The 18,635-nt window shown below is 73.4% G+C and carries 17 protein-coding genes; 7 read left to right on the top strand and 10 right to left on the bottom strand.

What is annotated here, in order from left to right; all coding sequences use genetic code 11:
• Positions 1–89 precede the first annotated feature (89 nt).
• Together ABT084_RS27315 and ABT084_RS27310 are read left to right on the top strand one after the other, a co-directional pair.
• Positions 90–3,665, top strand: coding sequence for a bifunctional glycosyltransferase/CDP-glycerol:glycerophosphate glycerophosphotransferase (locus ABT084_RS27315; protein WP_351049117.1), 3,576 nt, complete (start codon positions 90–92; stop codon positions 3,663–3,665).
• Positions 3,666–3,769: 104 nt separating this feature from the next.
• A complete protein-coding gene (locus ABT084_RS27310) occupies positions 3,770–4,252 on the top strand; it encodes a VOC family protein (protein WP_351049114.1) in 483 nt (160 codons plus the stop codon).
• A gap of 34 nt (positions 4,253–4,286) precedes the next feature.
• Here the strand turns inward: ABT084_RS27310 and ABT084_RS27305 are convergent, their stop codons facing one another.
• Positions 4,287–5,021, bottom strand: coding sequence for an SIR2 family NAD-dependent protein deacylase (locus ABT084_RS27305; RefSeq protein ID WP_351049111.1), 735 nt, complete (start codon positions 5,019–5,021; stop codon positions 4,287–4,289).
• Between the two features lie 102 nt (positions 5,022–5,123).
• Positions 5,124–5,576 (bottom strand): VOC family protein, encoded by a 453-nt coding sequence (locus ABT084_RS27300; RefSeq protein ID WP_351049108.1) that lies wholly within the window; start codon positions 5,574–5,576, stop codon positions 5,124–5,126.
• Between the two features lie 169 nt (positions 5,577–5,745).
• On the opposite strand from ABT084_RS27300, the gene ABT084_RS27295 reads away from it, so the two are divergent.
• Positions 5,746–6,351 (top strand): hypothetical protein, encoded by a 606-nt coding sequence (locus tag ABT084_RS27295; protein WP_351049105.1) that lies wholly within the window; start codon positions 5,746–5,748, stop codon positions 6,349–6,351.
• A gap of 98 nt (positions 6,352–6,449) precedes the next feature.
• Positions 6,450–7,334: a GNAT family N-acetyltransferase gene (locus ABT084_RS27290; RefSeq protein ID WP_351049102.1), complete on the top strand. Its 885-nt coding sequence runs from the start codon at positions 6,450–6,452 to the stop codon at positions 7,332–7,334.
• A 3-nt stretch (positions 7,335–7,337) separates the two neighbouring features.
• Here ABT084_RS27290 and ABT084_RS27285 read toward each other — a convergent pair whose 3' ends face one another.
• From ABT084_RS27285 to ABT084_RS27275, 3 genes are all read right to left on the bottom strand, one after another.
• Entirely contained in the window at positions 7,338–7,760 is a 423-nt protein-coding gene (locus ABT084_RS27285) for a subtilase-type protease inhibitor (protein WP_351049099.1), read from the bottom strand.
• 238 nt (positions 7,761–7,998) lie between these two features.
• Positions 7,999–8,445 (bottom strand): Crp/Fnr family transcriptional regulator, encoded by a 447-nt coding sequence (locus ABT084_RS27280; protein ID WP_351049096.1) that lies wholly within the window; start codon positions 8,443–8,445, stop codon positions 7,999–8,001.
• 115 nt (positions 8,446–8,560) lie between these two features.
• A complete protein-coding gene (locus ABT084_RS27275; protein WP_351049094.1) occupies positions 8,561–8,863 on the bottom strand; it encodes a hypothetical protein in 303 nt (100 codons plus the stop codon).
• Between the two features lie 249 nt (positions 8,864–9,112).
• Here ABT084_RS27275 and ABT084_RS27270 point away from each other — a divergent pair, with 249 nt between their 5' ends.
• Entirely contained in the window at positions 9,113–11,074 is a 1,962-nt protein-coding gene (locus ABT084_RS27270) for a glycoside hydrolase family 5 protein (protein ID WP_351049091.1), read from the top strand.
• A 193-nt stretch (positions 11,075–11,267) separates the two neighbouring features.
• On the top strand, positions 11,268–14,006 hold the full coding sequence (locus ABT084_RS27265; RefSeq protein ID WP_351049088.1) for a DNRLRE domain-containing protein: 2,739 nt from the start codon (positions 11,268–11,270) through the stop codon (positions 14,004–14,006).
• Positions 14,007–14,124: 118 nt separating this feature from the next.
• Here the strand turns inward: ABT084_RS27265 and ABT084_RS27260 are convergent, their stop codons facing one another.
• A complete protein-coding gene (locus tag ABT084_RS27260) occupies positions 14,125–14,736 on the bottom strand; it encodes a GNAT family N-acetyltransferase (protein WP_502969212.1) in 612 nt (203 codons plus the stop codon).
• 603 nt (positions 14,737–15,339) lie between these two features.
• Positions 15,340–15,846, bottom strand: coding sequence for a hypothetical protein (locus ABT084_RS27255; protein WP_351049085.1), 507 nt, complete (start codon positions 15,844–15,846; stop codon positions 15,340–15,342).
• A 103-nt stretch (positions 15,847–15,949) separates the two neighbouring features.
• Between ABT084_RS27255 and ABT084_RS27250 the strand changes: the two genes are divergently transcribed.
• The gene (locus ABT084_RS27250) at positions 15,950–16,258 is read left to right on the top strand and encodes a hypothetical protein (protein WP_351049082.1); all 309 of its coding nucleotides are present in this window, start codon (positions 15,950–15,952) and stop codon (positions 16,256–16,258) included.
• A gap of 46 nt (positions 16,259–16,304) precedes the next feature.
• On the opposite strand, the gene ABT084_RS27245 is transcribed toward ABT084_RS27250, so the two are convergent.
• The 3 genes from ABT084_RS27245 to ABT084_RS27235 form a co-directional block, all read right to left on the bottom strand.
• Positions 16,305–16,853: an AAA family ATPase gene (locus ABT084_RS27245; protein WP_351049079.1), complete on the bottom strand. Its 549-nt coding sequence runs from the start codon at positions 16,851–16,853 to the stop codon at positions 16,305–16,307.
• A gap of 9 nt (positions 16,854–16,862) precedes the next feature.
• On the bottom strand, positions 16,863–17,750 hold the full coding sequence (locus tag ABT084_RS27240; RefSeq protein ID WP_351049076.1) for a MerR family transcriptional regulator: 888 nt from the start codon (positions 17,748–17,750) through the stop codon (positions 16,863–16,865).
• Positions 17,751–17,827: 77 nt separating this feature from the next.
• Complete coding sequence (locus ABT084_RS27235) at positions 17,828–18,262, bottom strand: hypothetical protein (protein WP_351049073.1); 435 nt, start codon at positions 18,260–18,262, stop codon at positions 17,828–17,830.
• Between the last annotated feature and the right edge of the window lie 373 nt (positions 18,263–18,635).

Below are 18,635 nucleotides of genomic sequence, written 5' to 3'. Positions count from 1 at the left end.
ATTGGGTGGAGTTTATAATCCCGTTACAGAGTAAGATGCTGTAATTAGCTGATCATTGACTGATAGACCCGCTGGAGAATTCGTCACCCATGCCCCCGCGCCTGAGCATCGTCGTCCCTGTCTACAACGTCGAGCTCTACCTCGACGAGTGCCTGGAGTCTCTCGCCGCGCAGACATTCGGCGACTTCGAAGTCGTCATGGTCGACGACGGTTCCACGGACACGAGTGCCGTCATAGCCAAGGCCTTCGCCGCGCGGGACAGCCGCTTCCGGCTGGTCATGCAGGAGAACGCCGGACTCGGCGCCGCCCGCAACACCGGTGCCCGGCACCTGTCGGAGGGCAGCGAGTACCTCGCCTTCGTCGACAGTGACGACACCCTGCCGGACAACGCGTACCAGTTGATGGTGGACACCCTCGACGAGACCGGTTCGGACTTCGTCGGCGGCAACGTCCTGCGCTTCCGCTCCGTCGGCATGAACCAGTCCTGGGGGCACAAGGCGCCCTTCGCCAAGACCCGGCTGAAGACGCACATCTCGAAATTCGCCCCCCTGGTCACCGACCGGACCGCCTGGAACAAGGTCTACCGGCGCACCTTCTGGGACGAGCACGGCTTCCAGTACCCGGAAGGCATCCTCTACGAGGACGCCCCGGTCAGCATCCCCGCGCACTACTTCGCCACCAGCGTCGACGTCCTGAGCGACGTCGTGTACCACTGGCGCGTCCGCGAGACGGGCGAGCGCTCGATCACCCAGCGCTCCACCGACCCGGTCTCGCTCACCGACCGCGTCACCTCGGTGCGCCTGGTGCGCGACGCCCTCAAGGCGAAGAGCGGCGCCAAGTACGAGCGCTACCTGCGCGACTACGACCACAACGTGCTGAGCGAGGAACTCCCGCTCATCTACAAGTACGTACCCGAGGGCGGCCAGGACTTCCGCGACGCGTTCGTCCGTGACGTCGGCGCCCTGGTCCGCGAGATCGGCAGCGGGCCCTGGACGGACCTCACCGTCGCCGACCGGCTCAAGGCCTACCTCGCCCGCGAGGGGCGTGTCGAGGACTTCATCGCCCTCCTCAAGCACCAGGGCGACTTCTCGTACAGCGTCCCCGTCAAGGGCCTCGCCCGGCCGCAGGCCGACTACCCCTTCCTGCAGGGCCGCCCGCCCGTCCCCGCCAAGGTGCTCACCCTCGGCCCGCGCGAACGCCGCGTCGTCAGCCGGCTCGAGCAGGCGGCGTGGAGCGGTGGCAAGCTGCTGCTGCGCGGCTACGCCCTGCCCGGACACCTCGGAGCCGAGAGCCGCCTGGGCTCCCGCAAGATGCTGATCTTCCGGGAGAAGGGCAAGCGCCGCCGTACGGTCGTCAACACCCGTACCGTCGCGGCCCCCATGGCCACCGTGAACGCCGCGCACCTCGCGCTGCGGCACGCCGACTGGGCCGGATTCACCGCGGTCGTCGACCCCTCCGTCTTCCAGCAGGGCGGCAAGTGGCGCGACGGCACCTGGACCACCTCGGTCGCCGTCACCGGCGCCGGCGGTCTGCACCGCGCCCGCCTCAAGGGCGGCGACCACGACAGCGGCCTGACCCCGCCCGCCCACTGGGTGACCCCCGACGTCCGGATCGTCCCCACCGTCTCCGGCGCGCTCACCGTCACGGTCGAGGTCGTACGGGCCCGGGTCCTGGACGTCCGCGCGGACGCCGACGGCAGCGGCTTCGAACTCAGCGGTGAACTCGCCGCGGACTTCGGTGCCGGAGCCGCGCTGCGCGCCGAGCACCAGAACAGCGGCACCGTCCTGACCCTGCCGCTGGAGACGACCGCGGGCGCCCACGGCGGCCGCACCGCCTTCACCGTGCGCGTGCCCATCGCCGACCTGGCCGCCGTGCCGGACGCCGTGCCCGCCCCGGGCGAATGGCTCCCCGAGCCGTGGAACCTGTCCGTGACCCGGGCCGACGGCACCGCCGTCGACCTCGCGCACGACGAACGCGGCGGATTCACCGGCCTGGTCCTGCCCGTCCCCGGCGACGGCACCGGCCGCTCCGTGTTCGTCAAGCGCACCGCCGTCGGGCGCCTGTGCTTCTCCCTGCAGCCCTCGCCCCCGCTGGTGGAGAAGGTCACCACGGAGGGCGGAACGCTGACCCTGCGCGGCATCTTCCAGCCGCCCGCCGACAGCGCCGACGAGCCGTACGAACTGGTCCTGCACAACTGGCACGGCGAGGAGTTCAGTTACCCCGTCACCGTCGCGGACGGCCGCTTCGAGGCCTCCTTCACCCCGATGCTGCCCGAGCACTTCGCCGGGAAGACCTCGCTGCCGCACGGCCGTTGGTGGCCGACACTGCGCCCGGTCAGCCAGGGCGGCGTCACCGCGAGCCTGCTCGGAGTCGACCGCGGCGCCCCGGTCCAGCTGATCGCCCCCGCCCTCGGCAGCGGCCCCGCCGCCTTCACCGTGGACGGCCGCCGGATGCGGGTGGAGGCGCGCTTCTTCGACCGTATGGCGCTCGTCACCGACCCGCTGCTGACCCCGCACGACCGCTCCCGGTACGCCCAGCGCATCGCACGCGACGAGACCTACCCGGCGCAGCGCCGGGCGCCGCTCAAGGACATCGTCGTCTACGACACCTTCCAGGGGAACGGCGCCGGCGACTCGCCGCGCGCCATCCACGAGGAACTGCTGCGCCGGGGCGAGAAGCTGGAGCACATCTGGCTGGTCCGCGACGGCCGCGCCGAGGTCCCGCCGACCGCCCGCGCCGTGCAGTACAGCAGCCTGGAATCATGGGACGTGCTGGCCCGCGCCCGCTACTACGTCGTCAACGACAGCGTCCCCTCGTCGTTCTTCCGCCGCGAGGGCCAGGTCGTCGTACAGACCTGGCACGGCACGCCGCTCAAGCAGATCGGCCATGACTTCATCCACGACTACTACTCGAACCCCGAGGTGCTCGAGTCGCTGGCGCACGACAGCGCCCAGTGGTCCCTGCTCGCTTCCCCGAGCAGCTTCGCCACGCCCATCCTGAAGCGCGCTCTCGGCTTCAAGGGCGAGGTCATGGAGGTCGGCAGCCCCCGCACGGACGCGCTGGTGCGCCCCGACGCCGACCGGATCGCCACGATCCGCCGCCGCCTCGGCCTGCCCGAGGGCAAGAAGGTCGTGCTGTACATGCCGACCTGGCGCGAGAACAACGAGGGCTGGAGCGGCGGCTACAAGCTCGACCTGCGCATCGACCTGGACGAGGCCCGGCGCGAGCTGGGCGAGGACCACGTGCTCCTGGTCCGCGGCCACTACCGGGTGACCGAGCAGGTCCGGGACGCGGTCCGCGACGGCTTCGTCCTGGACGTGTCCCGCTGGCCCGACGCCACGGACCTGCTGCTGGTGGCCGACGTACTGATCTCGGACTACTCGTCCGCGATGTGCGACTTCGCGCTCACCGACCGCCCGATCCTGCTGTTCACGTACGACCTGGCGCACTACCACGGCACCCTGCGCGGCCTCACCATCGACCTCGAGACCAAGGCCCCCGGTCCGCTGCTGCACGATGCGGCGAGCCTGATCGCGGCGGTGCGGAACGCGGACGCGGTGGGCGAGGAGTACGCCGAGCGGCGTGCGGCCTTCCGCGCGGAGTTCTGCGACCTCGACGACGGCCGGGCCACGGCGCGCGTCGTCGACCGCATGCTCGAGATGTAGCCCGAACGGGTGCTTCACGGACTGGTCCCGGGCCCACCGATGAGAATCGGGCCCGGGACCGGTCTGTATGGGTGGACAACAGCCCACACCCGCTGGAGGCAGTCATGATCAGCAACGGTTTCACCACGTGCCTGTGGTTCGACGACAACGCGGAAGCGGCCGCCGACTTCTACCTCTCCGTCTTCAAGGACGGTAAGCGAGGCCGCATCGGCCACTACACCGACGCGGGTCCGGGCCAGGCCGGGTCCGTGATGGTCGTCGAGTTCGAGATCAACGGGCAGAAGTTCGTCGCCCTCAACGGCGGCCCCCTGTTCACCTTCAGCGAGGCCGTCTCCTTCCAGATCCACTGCGCCGACCAGGCCGAGGTGGACCACTACTGGGAGGCGCTGACCGCCGACGGCGGCGAGCCGTCGGCCTGCGGCTGGCTCAAGGACCGCTTCGGACTGTCCTGGCAGGTCGTCCCGGCCGAGGTGATCGACCTGATCAGCGACCCCGACCCGGAGAAGGCCGCCCGGGCCAGCGCCGCCGTCTACACCATGAAGAAGATCGACCTGGCCGCGGTGAAGAAGGCGTACGCGGGCGGCTGACCCCGGTGCCGGGCAGCCGCACCCCGGCGGGGGGCTACACCCCGACGTCCTGGAGCCGGTCGAGGAGCTCGGGCAGCGCGCTCCCGATCGGCTCGCGGATCAGCTCGTCGGCGAGCGGATCGTACGGGGTCTCCTCGGCGTTCACGATGATCAGCCGGGCTCCGTGCTCGGCGGCGATCCCGGCCAGCGAGGCGGCGGGCTGCACCTGGAGCGTGGACCCGACCGCGATGAAGACCTGACAGCCCTTGGCCACCGTCATGGCCTGTGCCAACACCTCGGGATCGAGCCGCTCGCCGAACATCACCGTCCCCGCCTTGAGGATCCCGCCGCAGGTCAGGCAGGCCGGATCGGGCTCACCGGCGGCGACCCGGCCGAGGGTCTCCGCCATCGGGGACCGGACGTGGCACCGGGTGCAGACCACGGCCCGGGCGGTGCCGTGCAGCTCGAAGACCTTGCGGTCGGGCATCCCCGCGAGCTGGTGCAGCCCGTCGACGTTCTGCGTGACGACCCGGACCGGGGTGCCGCCGCGCTCCAGGGCGGCCACGGCCAGATGCGCGGCGTTCGGCCGCGGCTCCAGCGCGGCGATCTCGGCCCGCATCAGCCAGGACCGCCGCCGGATCTCCGGATCCGCCATGTAGTACGCGTAGGTCACCAACTTCTCGGCGTCGGGCTCCCGGCGCCACAGCCCCTGCGGCCCCCGGTAGTCCGGAATCCCGGAATCGGTGGACATCCCGGCCCCACTGAACACGACGACAAGCGGTTTCCCCATGCCCCGACCCTACGCAGCCACCGGTCGCGGGGGCGACGCATTAAGCGGCGCGCCGGGGGAGCCGGCGACCGGCCGACCCGGCGGCCGGGCGCTCCGGCGCGGTCACTGCACGCAGAACTCGTTGCCCTCGGGATCCGCCATCACCACATGCGAGCTGCCGTGCTCCGTCACCTCCCGGAGCACCGCGGCGCCGAGAGCGGTCAGCCGCTCGCTCTCCGCGACCCGCCGCTCCGGCCCGAAGTGCAGGTCGATGTGCAGCCGGTTCTTGCCCTGCCTGGGCTCCGGTACGGCGTTGAACAGCACCCGCCGCCCCAGCCCGACACCGGTCGCCGGATCGACCGGGTCCTCGGGGTGGCGCACGGCCGCCGCGTGCCGCCACACCTTGCGGCCGTCCGCGACCCTCCAGTCGGCGTCGGTGACCGCGCCGAAGCCGATCAGTCTTTCGATCAGGTCGGAGTGGTCCTCGCGCTCGTACCCCAGCGCGGCGGACCAGAAGTGCGCGAGGCGCAACGGATCGGCGCAGTCGACGACGAGCTTCCAGTGCACGGCGGTCATGGCATTCTCCCGGACGGACGGTCAGATCTTCCGTTCCCGTTATAACCGGGGCCACTGACATCGGCCCCGCCTGAGTACTCCTACTCAGGCGCCCGCGGGGCGAGATGGCCATACTGACCGTTTCCGCCCCGGCCGCCGGGGACCGTCAGCCAGGGACCATGGAGACGCCTTGACATCCCGCCGAACTCCCGCCGCCGTCCTGTTCGCCGCCGGTCTGCTCGCGCTGACCGCCTGCGGAACCACGTCGACCACGGGCGACGGAGCCGCCCCGAGCCCGTCGGCGTACCCGTCCGTGGACTGGGCCGCCCGCGCCCGGGATGCCGCCGCCCGGCACGACGCGCGGTTCCCGGAGATCGTCGCCCAGTGCGCCGGCCGGGCCACCACGCTCCCCCCGGTGCCGGGCGCCACGAGTACGGACCCGGCGGCGGACAAGTACGCGGAGAACAACGGGTTCAAGAGGGAGCTGCCCGACACACCCATGGCCCAGTGCCGGGGCGAGGCCCACGCGACGCGCATCCGCGAGGCCCTGACGGGCGAGGGGAAGACCGTGCCGCGCACCGAGGCGGAGCTGCGGACCGCGCTGGAGGGCCTCGGCTACACGGTGGACCCGGGCGCGATCTCCGCCACTTCGGCCGACGGCGGCAGGCTCTGGTTCGAGATGCATGTGTACGACGGCGGTCCCTGCGTCGGCGGCCAGCTGCACGCCCCGGTGCGGATCGAGACCCACGGCCCCTACCTGGAGGGCGGCTGTTGGCAGCCCCGCGGCGGCCACTGACAGCCGGCCGTCGCGTCCGCCGTGCGCCCGCGCCACCCGGCTCCGCCGCGCCCACGCCCCGTACCGGCACGGGTCATGTCTCTGGTACAACACCGGACATGACGGCATTCGAGATCGGCGGCGCGAGCGCCGCCGACATGGAACTGTTCCGGGCCTGGGCCGACGACGAGGGATGGAACCCGGGCGACTCCGACCGGCTGGCGTTCGCCGTGGCCGATCCGCGCGGTTTCCTGATGGGGCGGCTCGAGGGGGAGCCCGTGGCCTGTGTCTCCGCGGTCCGCTACGGCTCGGGCTTCGGTTTCATCGGGTTCTACATCGCCCGCCCCGCCGTGCGCGGGCGGGGGTACGGGATCCAGCTCTGGAACGCCGCCATGCACCGGCTCGACGGGCGCCTCGTCGGCCTCGACGGGGTCGTCGCCCAGCAGGACAACTACCGCAAGTCCGGTTTCCGTTCCGCCTGGAACAACGTCCGCCACGAGGGCGTGCCCGCCGTGGACGGGCTGAGCGCCGCCGTCGAGAGCGGCGGGTCCGGCATCGAGGTGATCGACGCCCGCTCCCTGCCCTTCGCCGAACTGGCCGCCTACGACCGGCGGTTCTTCCCGGAACCGCGCGACTCCTTCCTCGCCGCCTGGACCGGGCTGCCCGGCCGCACCGCCCTGGCCGCCGTCCGCGACGGGCGGATCGAGGGCCTCGGCGTGATCCGGCCGTGCAGCGCGGCCGCCCGGATCGGTCCGCTGTACGCCGCCGGCCCGGCCGTCGCCGCCGCCCTGATCGGGCGGCTGGCGGCGACGGTGCCCGCGGCTCCGGGCGGGGGAGCGGGGCCGGTCGCCGTGGACGTACCCGACGCCAACCCCGCCGCCCTCGCCCTGATGTCCGGACTCGGCCTGGTCCCCACCTTCGAGGCCGCCCGGATGTACACGGGACCCGCTCCCGAGGCCGATCTCCCCGCTCTCTACGGGGTGACCAGCCTCGAGCTGGGCTGACGCTCAGAAGGCGAACAGGGCCCCGCTGCCGTTGCGCAGGGCGCAGCGGTTGCCGAAGGTGTGGTCGTAGGAGAACCGCTTGCCCTGCCAGACCCCGTCGGCCGTCACCGTCACCGGGTCCCATTCCTTGCTGCACATGGCCCCGGCCCCGCCCGCCGTGATCGTGTCCGCCTGTCCGGCGGCCGCCAGTAACTCACTACACGCCGCGGCCGGGTTCGGGTGCGTGCCGCTCGGGCGGGGTGCGCAGACGAGCGTCACGGCGCGCAGGACCGTTCCTTCACGGGCGTTGTCGCCCGCCGTGACCCCGAGTACCAGCGCGGACGGCGCGTAGAGGCTCTCGGTTCCGGAAGGTGCGGCGTCGGCCGCCCCCGTACCGGCCAGCGCCGCGAGCGCGGTGAGCGCCATGGCGGCGGAAGCGAGACCCATACCCCTTGCGATGGACCGCATTTCGAACACTCCCTTGGGTGGTTGCTTCGGATAACGGACACGAGTGTTGCCCACCCAGGGCATGACCGCTTACCCGCACCCCCATTTCACGTCACCCAAAGCGACCGGCTGATCGCCCATTGTTGCGACGCCGGGTCCTGTGACCTGTGGGGGGAGCGGTATAGAACCCGTATACGAAAAGGCCGAAGACCAGCGCTCGGTGCGGGGCGCAGAACGCTCAATGCGGGGCATAGAGGTCGAGCAGCCGGGTGCGGGTCTGTTGCAGGCGGTGGGCCAGCACCCGGCCCACCCAGTGGCCCACGGCGGAGCCGAAGGCGGGGTCGGCGTCCATCAGCATCCGGACGGTCGTCCCGTCGAACTCGTACGCGCGGACCGGCGTCATCGCCTCGGCGCCGAGCTGCCAGACGTACGGCGGGAACAACCATGACCAGCCGACCAGCTCACCGGGGCCGAGGCTCTCCACCGGGGTGGGACGGCGGCCGGGGACCGGGACCTCCAGGGTGACGGTGCCGGAACGCACGATCCAGAAGGCTTCGGCCCGGTTGCCCTCGTCGAAGATGCGCGCGCCCTCGTGGAAATTCACCTCGCGGGCGTGGCTCATCAGCCGTCCACGGTGTTCGGTGGACAGGGCGGCAGCGAGCCGGATGGGGGAAGGGTTGCTCACGACGGCCTCCGATCGGGACCCCCCGCTCCACCCAGTGTCGCCGACCGGCGCCAAAAGGGGTGCCCCTCGGCGGCCACCGGCGACATTCGGCGGTCACAGGCCCGTCATCCGTCCGTCATTCGTCGCCGTTGGCCTCCAGACAGGCCAGTTCCATCGCGTCGAGCACCGCCTCGTAACTGCGCTGGCTCAGCTCGGCGACGTTCTCTATCTGGGCGGTCGCCCACGCCGACAGGGTCATGACCAGGACCCGGAGCCCGTCCGTGCCGTGCTCGGCGAGGATCGCGTCGGCCAGCACCATCGCGTCCTCCGGCACCCGCTCCGGCGGCTCCAGGCCCGCCAGCTCCCGTAGCAGCGTGATGGTGCGGCGCGAGATCTCCGGGGTGATCCTCGCCAGCCGCATGTCTTCTTCCCTGTCCATCCGCCCCCGCCTTCCGCCGACCGAGCCGAGCCCCCTGCAAGGCACCGTAGAGGGGCCGGGCCCACGGCGTGGCGCTTTCGCCAGGGTGGGGGCCCGATCGCGCTCCGGCCCGCGGCTCTCCCGCCCGTTTCCCAGCCTTTCAGCGGCGTCCCCTCCGGCACCTCTCCGGCACTTCCACTGTGCGCGACCGGCCGGTAACTTGACCGCGTTCCTTCACATCGGACAGACGACCGGACCGGCAGGTGCCTGATGCAGAGCCCCCTCCGCGTGGCCCGCCACGCCCTCCTGCGGTGCGCGCCGCTGCTCTGTGCCGCGCTGCTGGCCGCGGCCGTCGTACCGGCCGGTCCCGCGTGGGCGGCCGCGGCCGGGACGGCCGGGACGGCACGGGACGCGGTGCCGGGCGCCGCCGCGGCCGCCTGGACCCCGCCCCTGTCCACCCGCGGCCGCTTCATCGTGGACGCGAAGGGCGAGCGCTTCCGGCTGCGCTCCGGCAACTGGGACGGCGCCCAGGGCTCCTGGAACGGCTCCGGGGACCAGGGCGACCCCGCCACCCACCACGCCGGCCAGGACTCCCACGGGATCCCGCTGGGCCTGGACCGGACCCCGCTGCCCGCCCTGCTCGCCGACTTCCACGCGCTCGGCCTCAACAGCATCCGGCTGCCCTTCTCCGGCGAGATGCTCCGCACCACCGCCCCTGTCCCGGACGCCGCCGTCGCCGCCAATCCGGCGCTGCGCGGGAAGACCCCCTTCCAGGTGTACGACGCGGTCGTCGCGGCCCTCACTGCGGACGGGTTCGCGGTCATCCTCAACAACCACACCAACACCACCCGCTGGTGCTGCGGTCTGGACGGCAACGAACGCTGGAACAGCGGCCGTTCCACCCAGCAGTGGGCCGACGACTGGGTGTTCCTCGCCCGCCACTACCGGGACAATCCGCGGGTGGTCGGCGCCGACCTCTACAACGAGGTCCGCCGCGACACCCTCGACGATCCCAACTGGGGCCTGGGGGACGGGCACGACTGGTACGCGGCGGCCGAGGAGGCCGGCGACCGGATCCTCGCGGAGGCCAACCCCGACCTGCTCATCGTCATCGAGGGCATCAACTGGACCGGCGTCCCGCTGGACGGGCTGCCGCACGGGCGCCCCACCCTCAGCCCCGTGCGGACGCTCTCGCACACGCTCGTGGTCCCCGACAAGCTGGTCTACTCCGCCCACTTCTACGGGTACACCGGCCCGCACCACAGCGGCGCGACCGGCCTCGGCGAGACCCATGACCCGCGCTATCAGGACATGAGCGCCGCCGAACTCCAACAGGCCCTGTACGACCAGGCCTTCTACGTCTCCGCCGAGGCGGGCAACCACTTCACCGCCCCGGTCTGGGTCAGCGAGTTCGGCATCGGCGGCGACGAGAACGGCGCCGCGCCGCGCACCTGGTTCGGCCGCCTGGCCTCCTCCCTCGCCGCCTCCGACCTGGACTTCGCGTACTGGCCGCTGGTCGGCTGGAGCACCACCGCCCAGGGCGTCCCGGGCGGCGACAGCTGGGCCCTGCTCCGCTACGACGCGCGGGGCCGCCGCTCGGGGGTCCTGGACGCGGGGGACTGGCGTACGCCGGTCTGGAGCGGGCTCGCCGCCTCCGCCGGGCGGACCGGGCCGGTCGCCCCGGTCACCCGCTGGTCCATGCTCACCACCGACCACCGCGACCAGGTCGCCTCCCTGGTCACCCGGACCGCCGGGGACTGGGACGCCGGGGCCCGCAAGGCGGTCTGTCCCGACGGCTCACAGCTGGCCGGACTGAGCCACACCGGCGGCCGGGGCCTGTGCGCCGGCTCGGATCTGCGGGCCGCGACCGGCGCCCAGAGCGTGGTGCGCGACGAGCGGTACGTGCCCGCGGGCGGCGACTGGGCGAGCGGCTACACGAAGCTCCAGTGCCCGGCCGGCCAGTTCCTGACCGGGTACAGCGTGCGCGGCGACCGGCTCTCCGCGGCCCTGTGCGTCCCCGGCCGGGGCGCCCTCGCGGGAGCGGGCCGCACGGTCTGGTTCGACCGGGGGGACAACCGTCCTCCGGGCGCGCCGGGCGGCGAGTTCGCCTACGGGGGGTACAAGGGCCAGTGCCTGCCGACCGAGTACGCGGCGGGCATCGCCTTCACCACCCGGGCCGGGTCCCGCCCCTCCGCGGCGGCGCTGCTGTGCCGTGTCACGGCGGGCGGCTGAGGACCGTACGAGGGGGGCGGTGCGAAGGGGGCGGGCACCACGTTCGGAATCCGATAGGTCAAGTGTGATGAACGGATGGCGAATTCGCCCTAAGGTGCGCCGTACGCATGGCTGCGGATCGGCTGTTTCCAGCCATGCGCGCACCCGCCCCATCCCGCACCTCCATCACCTCGCACCTTGAACTGGGGGGTTCATGCGCAGATCCAAAGGCCTGGCGAGCGCTCTCGCCCTGGCCCTGTCCGGTGGCGGCGTCGCCATCGGTCTCGGCCTCGTACCACAGGCGGCGGCGCTCACGCCGCCCGTGGCCTTCACGGCCGACGCCCTGTCGACCTGGCAGCCCAACGGCGTCGTCTGGGCGCTCGCGGAGGCGAACGGCACCGTCTTCGCCGGGGGTACCTTCTCGGCCGTCCGCCCGCCCGAAGGCGGCGCCGGAACCGAGCAGTCCGCGGTCAACTTCGTCGCGCTCGACGCGGCGACCGGCGCTCCGACCGCCTGCACGCTCTCCTTCACCGTCGGCGGCGGCACCGCCACCGTCCGTACGCTGGTCCTGTCGCCGGACAAGCGGACCCTGTACGCGGGCGGGTACTTCGGCGCCGTCAACGGCACACCGGTCTCCAGCCTCGCCGCGATCGACGTGGCGACCTGCGCCCCGAAGGCCTCGTTCCACCCGTCCTTCGCGGCCACGGTCCGCGCGCTCGCGGTCACCGACGACACCGTCTACGCGGGCGGCGACTTCCTGACCGTCCAGGGCCAGCCGCGGCGCCGGTTCGCCGCCGTCACCACGGCCGACGGCACGCTCAAGCCCTTCACGGCCGACGCGGACGAACCGGGCCGCGCGGTCGAACTGACGCCGGACGGGCGGAACGTACTGATCGGCGGCGACTTCTTCACCGTCAACGGGACGGACACCCACGCCCTCGCCGTCGTCGACGCGGACAGCGGCTCGCTCACCAAGGCCTACCCCGGCTTCATCGAGACCAACTCGGTCGTCAAGGACATCGCGGCCGACGCCACCGGTTTCTACACCGGCAACGAGGGCACCGGCGGCGGGGTGTTCGACGGCCGGATCGCGCTCAACCTCAGCGACTTCAACCAGCGGTGGCGCGACACCTGCCTCGGCGCCACCCAGGCCGTGCTGCCCTACCAGAACGTGCTCTACAGCGCCTCGCACGCGCACGACTGCTCCAGCGTCGGCGAGTACCCCGACGGGCAGCGCCACCACCTGCTTGCCGAACCCACCTCGGGCACTGCCAAGTTGGGCTGGGCCCCCGACACCAACGACGGCATCGGCGAGGGCATCGGCCCGCGCGTGATGACCGTCGGCTCCAAGGCCGGGGTCCAGTACCTCTGGGTCGGCGGCGAGTTCACCACCGTCAACGGCTCGGCGCAGCAGAGCCTGACCCGCTTCTCCTCCACCGGCGACACCGGAGCACCGACCGTCCCGGTCGCGAGCGCGGTGAGCTACAAGCCGGGTCAGGCGCAGGTCCGCTGGCGCACCAGCCTCGACCTCGACGACAGCGCGCTCACCTACAAGATCTACCGCAACGGCTCGGCCACCCCGATCGCCACGGTCGCCGCCGACTCGCTGTTCTTCCGGCGCCCGCAGGCGTCCTGGACCGACACCACCGTCACGGCGGGCCAGACGTACGGCTACCGGGTGACCGCGACCGACGGCGCGGGCAACACCAGCGCCCTCTCCGCGACGGCCTCCGTGACCGTCCCGGCCACCGTCGACGCCTACCCCAACCAGGTGCGTACGGACGGCGCCACGCAGTACTGGCGCTACGACGAGAGCGCCCTGCCCTTCGTCGCGGACTCCTCGGACGGCGGCAATTCCGCCGGCGTCCACCTCAACGCCCCGGCGCTGCGCCAGAGCCCCGGCGCGGTGACCGGCGCGAGCACGGCGATCGGCTTCAACGGCACGAACACCCAGGTGTACGGCGACCGCCGCTCGACGGTCGGGAACACGTACACGCTGGAGACCTGGTTCAAGACGAACACCACGCGCGGCGGCAAGCTCTTCGGGTTCGGCAGCAACCAGTCGAACAACAGCGGTCAGTACGACAAGCACCTCTACATGACCAATGACGGGCGCCTGGTCTACGGCGTCTACACCGGCGCCACCCGCACCATCACCACCGGCGGGTCCGCCCGCTACAACGACAACCAGTGGCACCACGTCGTCGCGACGCAGGGCGCGGGCGGCATGGTCCTGTACGTGGACGGCGCTCAGCAGGGCACCCTGAACGTCACCACCAACGAGAACTTCGCCGGCTACTGGCACGCGGGCGGCGACAACCTCAACGGCTGGCCGGAGCGGCCCGCGAGCGACTACTGGGCGGGCCAGCTCGACGAGACCGCCGTCTACCCGACGGTGCTCACCCCCGCGCAGGTGCAGAACCACTTCGCGCTCGCCACGGCCCCGGCCGACTCGGTGGTCCAGGTCCAGGCCGCCGAGGACACGTACGCCAACGCGGGCGCGCCCGGCAGTAACTTCGGCACCTCCGGTTCGCTGGCGGTGGGCGGCAGCGCGCTCTACCAGACCTACCTGCGCTTCAACCTGCCCGCGGCGCCCGCCGGTACGGTCTTGAAGTCGGCCACGCTCAGCGTGAAGACGAGCACGATGAGCGGCGCCGGTACGACGGACACCGTGTCCGTGGTCCCGGTCACCGGAGCGTGGACGGAGACGGGCACGACGTACAACAACCGCCCGGCCCTCGGCGCCCCCGCGCTCGGCGGCTTCCCCGGGATCCCGGACGGCTCGGGCGTCGCCACGACCGCCTTGGACCGGGCCACCGTCGCGGCGGCCCTGAACGGCTCCTACAGCCTGGCGCTGACCAACGGCGGCGCCGACCCGGCGTGGCTGTGGTCCTCGGAGGCGGCGGCGAACGAGGGGACCCCGTTGCTGTCCCTGACCTTCGGGCCGCAGTGACACCGAGGGCGTGAGAGGGGGCGCGGGCCGTTGCGGCCCGCGCCCCTTCGCGGTGGGAGAAGGTCTTCGTGCCCGGCGTCCGCCCGATCGTGGTCGCCAACGCCCTGCGGCTGCCGCGCTACCCGGACGTGCGCTGAGCCGCGCCCCGGCCCGGGCCGTCCAGCCGCCAGCGGACCTCGCCGTCCCGGATCCCGGACGTGGGCGCGAGTCCGCAGGCGGCGGCCACGGCGGCCGAGGCGTGATGGTCGGGATGGATGTGTGCGATCACGGTGTGCGCGACCGGGGTGCCGGCGATCGCGGTGTCCGTGGTCACGGAGTGTGCGGGCGCCCGGTCCGCCGGCGCCCCGGGTGGCGTGGGCCCGGCGGGGGCGGGCTCCGTCAGCCGGGTCACCAGGGCGCGCGCCGCCTCCCGCGCGAAGCCGCGGCCCTGCCAGGCCGTGCCGATCACCCAGGCCACCTCCGCGGTGCCGTCCTCGACGGTGGCCTGTACGGTCCCCACCAGCCTCCCTCCGGCACGCAGCCGCAGCACCCAGTTGCCCCACAGGACCGCCGGGTCGGGGGAGCCCGCGCTCTGCCGGGCGTAGCGGGCGCGCAGCGCGTCCAGGTCCGCCGGAGCGCCGCCGATGAACCGGTGCAGCGCGGGGTCCGCCAGGACCCGGACCATCTCCTCGGCGTGCGTGACGTCCAGCGGCACCAGGTCCAGCCGCGGGGCCGGGATCGCACCGGGCAGCGTGCGGGGCGGTGCCGGCAGTCCGCCGGGCGGCCCGGGGACCGGGCGGATCCGGTCCGCGGCGCCGGGACGCGGTGCGCCACCCACCGCCAGGCAGATGCCGTAGACCCGCTCGCGGCCCGTCCACCCGTTGTCGTGGCCGCGGTTGTTGCCGATCCGCACCCGCCCGCGCGGCGCGTCCACCGCCGTGACCAGGTGCAGGAACACGGCGCCCCCGACCCGGGCGAGGACGATGTCACCGACCTCGATCCGGGCCGCGTCCACCGGCGCGACCACCACCGGCTGCCCGTCGTGGACGAGCGGGACCATCGAGGACCCCCGCGGCCGGAACTCCACCGTCTCGCCGCCGTCGACCCTGGCCGCGAGGGCCTCCATCATGCTCATCCGACGAGCGTGCCCCACGGCCGCCGCGCACGACACCGGATTTACCGGCGGCGGCCGCCCGGTGCCGTGGCCGGAAAGGTTCACCGGCTCGCGGCGCCCGGCACGGCACCTCTCCGCGTTGTCGGACCACGCGAGTACGTCCAGTACGAGCCGTGGCCCTCCGCCTTGAGATGCACCGCACCGGACACCGCGCCCCGGCACACCTTTCCGGACACGGCACTACCGCCGGGGCTCCACCTCCAGGAAACGTCGGCGGCGCGGCCCCCGGTAGAGCAGGCACTCCCAGCCGTGGCGCCCGAGCACCTCGGCGCACGCCGTCAGGCGCTCCTCTTCCTCCCCGGCGGCCCCGCCGCCCGGCGGACCCACCCAGGTCACCTCGACCCGCTCCGGACCCTCCCCGGCCCGCACCCGGTAGCCGGTGGCCGCGCGCCCGCCCGCCCCGTCCAGCGCCGACGCCGGGAAGCCCGCCGCCTCCAGTACGAGCGCCACCGCGCGCGGCATCCGCTGCCGCTCCCAGGGCGCGGGGAGCGCCTGCGGACCCTCGGCGGCCGCGGAGCCGCCGCCCAGGATCCGGCGCATGGCGAGCAGGCCCTCGTACGCCGTACGGACCTCCGCCGCCCGGGCCCGCACCTGCGCCGGTCCGCCCGCGGGCGGTGGCCCGTCACCCGTCGCGGGCTCGAACCCGCCGCCGCTCACCGCACCCTCATGCTCATGCCCATGGACCATGCCGTGCCGCCCCTCCCGGCTCGCGCCGTCTGAGTACCACACCCCCAACGAGCTGAGTACGCCGCCCGATTCCCCGCGCGGCCGTCGCTGGTCGAATGGGGGCATGACATCCGACGCCGCCACCCGCCCCCGCCACCCGAGCCTGCGGAACGTCACCACCGCCGGGGCCGCCCTCGCCGTGGCCCTGCTCCCCCTGGTCGTCGGCGTACTGGTGGCCAAGGGGATGGCCGCCGACCCGCACGCCCCGGTGAACGCCCTGATCACCGGCGGCGGTCAGCGCGCCGGGATCCCGCGCGCCGAGTGGCGCCGCCGCGGCCACCACGCCCGTACCGCCCTGCGCCGTCTGCACGCCGTGCCGCGGACGCACAAGCCGTGGCGCTCGCGGACGGAACCGGCCCCCCGCGAAGGATGATCAGGGGGGAGGAGCCTGAGACCAGGAGGAGCCTGCGCCCAGGGGGTCACCGCCGGACGGGGCCGTGTCCGGTGCCGTCCTGGTCACGCAGCCAGGCCGTCGCCTCGGTCCGGCCGCGCAGGCGGACCACCCGCAGCGGGGCGAAGCGGGGGTCGGCCGCGCGGCGGGCGATCTCGGCGCGCCGGGCGGAGTACTGCGACCAGGCCCACCAGGCGGGATGGTCGGCACGCAGCCAGTCGCGCCAGCGCTCGACGTTCCCGCCGAAGATCCGTTCGCGGTGCACGGTCCTGCGCAGCGAGCGCCGCAGCACCCGCCACATGATCACGCGGCGCGGATGGTCCAGCCAGACGACGGTGTCGGCCCGCTCCCACAGCAGGTCCCGGACGGCGGGGTAGCCGAGCGAGTCGAAGATCCACCGGTCCTGCGCGGCGAGGCGGGCCGTGTCCCGCACGAAGCTCTCGTTCACGGCCCACCCCGGTCCGGTGAAGTGCAGCGCGTCCATCTCGTGGTGCGGCAGACCGAGCCGCCGGCTCAGCGCCGCCGCCAGGGTCGACTTGCCGGCCCCGCTGATCCCGACCACCAGAACGCGCCGCATCCCCGCAGCCTACGGCCGCCCGGGCGACGCGTCGGAGGGGTCCCCGGCGATCGGTTCCTGCAGCTCGGTGACCCACTCCGCCCGGTCGGGCGGGCACGCGAGCGCCAGCTCGCGCGCGTACCCGGCCGACCGCAGGCCCTCGGCGTCGATCCAGCGGGCCAGGGCCTGCGAGGTGGGCAGTACGTCGTCCATCGCGCCCCGGTGCACCACGGTGGCCGCGCGCTCCACCGCCGGGAGCACGACGATCCGCACCTGGGCGCCCGACCCGCCGCCCGCCGCCGCGGCCAGGTCCTCGGCGCGGACCGAAGCCGCCACCGGCAGGCCCGCGTGCACCAGGATCGCCCCGCCGTCCGGCTCCGGCGCGTCCTCGTAGTACGCGATCCCGGGCCCGGCGGGAGTCACCCGCGCGGCCTCGAGCCGGACGCACAGCTCGTCGTACAGCGGACCGATGACGGGCCCGATGTCCTGCGGCGCGTAACTCGCCGCGATCCCGGTCAACTCGGCCAGCCGCACGGGCGGCAGGCTCTTGACGACGATGTCGTCGGTCGACATGGTTCCCTCGCTCTCGATGGTCCGGAGCCTCGTCTCGACCCGGCCCAGCCGGGCCGCCGCGGCGGCCATGGCGCTCTCCAGTTCCGCCCGGCGCAGCCGCAGCATCCCGCGCAGCTCCTCCGGGCCCACCCGCTCGTCGAGGACCGCCCCCACCTGCAGGAGGCTGAATCCGAGTTCCTTGAGCGCGATGATCCGGTTGAGCCGGGCGAGCTGAGCGGCCTCGTAGTGGCGGTAGCCGCTGACGGGGTCGACACGGGCGGGGCGCAGCAGTCCGATGGCGTCGTAGTGACGCAGCATGCGGACCGACACCCGGCCGTGTTTGGCGAAGTCTCCGATGGTGAACATGACGCCTTCCAGTGCAGGGCCTCACACAGGGGGAGGGTCAAGTCATTGTCGCGCGAAGAGTGTGCGTGCCCGGCGGGTCAGCCGCCGTACCGGCCCACGCACAGGTCCAGGACGCTGGGCGGGACGGAGCCCTCGGCCGCCGCGCACAGCTCGTCCATCTCCGCCTGGCCGGGCAGGCGCGCGGGTGCGGGGGCGACGTACCGGCGCGGGTGGGCGGGGGCGGGCTTGCGGGGGGTGGTCCGCCGGGGGGCCGACGGTTGCATGGCGCGTTCGCCGGGGGAGTGCCGCGGGGTCGGGGCGGGGTCCGGCTCCACGATCGCCGGACCCGAGGGACCGGCGACCCTGCCGAGCGGCAGGACGGGATCTTCGGCGGGCGCCGAGGCGGGTGCCGTGGCGGGCGCGGGGGCGGGCCGCGGGGGGCCGGGGTCCGGTGAGGCGTCGCCGACCGAGGCGCATCCGGTGCCCGCGAGAAGCACGACGAGGGACAGGGGCACGGCCCGGCGCAACTGCATCCCCCCACCATGCCGCATCCGAAGCCGCGGCGCGGGGCCCGGTACCGCTTACGGGTGACGGGGGTTGCCGCACCCGCCGCCGGCTGCCGCTGGCTCCGGGGGCGGGGTTCTGACTGCGGTGCCCCTGGCTCCGGGGGCGGGAGCTCGGGCTGTTGTGCCCCTGGCTGACGCCCCCTCCCGGCGACTTCCGATCCGCCGCCCGGCTTGGCGGCTACCCGGCGACGCCCGGGACTTGGGCTTCCGGGGCACGAATCGGGCTCCTGTGCCGCCGGCTGTGCCGCCCACTCAGTACGTCGCCCACCCCAGCCCCGCCAGCGTTTGAGGCGCGGTGGCCCACCCCAGCCTCGCCGGCGTTTGAGGCGCGGGGTCTGGG

This window comes from Streptomyces sp. NPDC002138 (assembly GCF_040296485.1).
Taxonomy (GTDB): domain Bacteria; phylum Actinomycetota; class Actinomycetes; order Streptomycetales; family Streptomycetaceae; genus Streptomyces.
Note: the sequence above shows the minus strand (reverse complement) of the source record. Positions and strands in the feature narration are given on the sequence as shown.

Bases quoted from the DNA above. Each gene is read 5' to 3' on its own strand.
- ABT084_RS27305 (WP_351049111.1), bottom strand. From the start codon at position 5,021: ATGGGGAAACCGCTTGTCGTCGTGTTCAGTGGGGCCGGGATGTCCACC.
- ABT084_RS27270 (WP_351049091.1), top strand. From the start codon at position 9,113: ATGCAGAGCCCCCTCCGCGTGGCCCGCCACGCCCTCCTGCGGTGCGCG.
- ABT084_RS27290 (WP_351049102.1), top strand. From the start codon at position 6,450: ATGACGGCATTCGAGATCGGCGGCGCGAGCGCCGCCGACATGGAACTG.
- ABT084_RS27265 (WP_351049088.1), top strand. From the start codon at position 11,268: ATGCGCAGATCCAAAGGCCTGGCGAGCGCTCTCGCCCTGGCCCTGTCC.
- ABT084_RS27300 (WP_351049108.1), bottom strand. From the start codon at position 5,576: ATGACCGCCGTGCACTGGAAGCTCGTCGTCGACTGCGCCGATCCGTTG.
- ABT084_RS27245 (WP_351049079.1), bottom strand. From the start codon at position 16,853: ATGCGGCGCGTTCTGGTGGTCGGGATCAGCGGGGCCGGCAAGTCGACC.
- ABT084_RS27310 (WP_351049114.1), top strand. From the start codon at position 3,770: ATGATCAGCAACGGTTTCACCACGTGCCTGTGGTTCGACGACAACGCG.
- ABT084_RS27235 (WP_351049073.1), bottom strand. From the start codon at position 18,262: ATGCAGTTGCGCCGGGCCGTGCCCCTGTCCCTCGTCGTGCTTCTCGCG.
- ABT084_RS27315 (WP_351049117.1), top strand. From the start codon at position 90: ATGCCCCCGCGCCTGAGCATCGTCGTCCCTGTCTACAACGTCGAGCTC.
- ABT084_RS27255 (WP_351049085.1), bottom strand. From the start codon at position 15,846: ATGGTCCATGGGCATGAGCATGAGGGTGCGGTGAGCGGCGGCGGGTTC.
- ABT084_RS27250 (WP_351049082.1), top strand. From the start codon at position 15,950: ATGACATCCGACGCCGCCACCCGCCCCCGCCACCCGAGCCTGCGGAAC.
- ABT084_RS27285 (WP_351049099.1), bottom strand. From the start codon at position 7,760: ATGGGTCTCGCTTCCGCCGCCATGGCGCTCACCGCGCTCGCGGCGCTG.
- ABT084_RS27240 (WP_351049076.1), bottom strand. From the start codon at position 17,750: ATGTTCACCATCGGAGACTTCGCCAAACACGGCCGGGTGTCGGTCCGC.
- ABT084_RS27275 (WP_351049094.1), bottom strand. From the start codon at position 8,863: ATGGACAGGGAAGAAGACATGCGGCTGGCGAGGATCACCCCGGAGATC.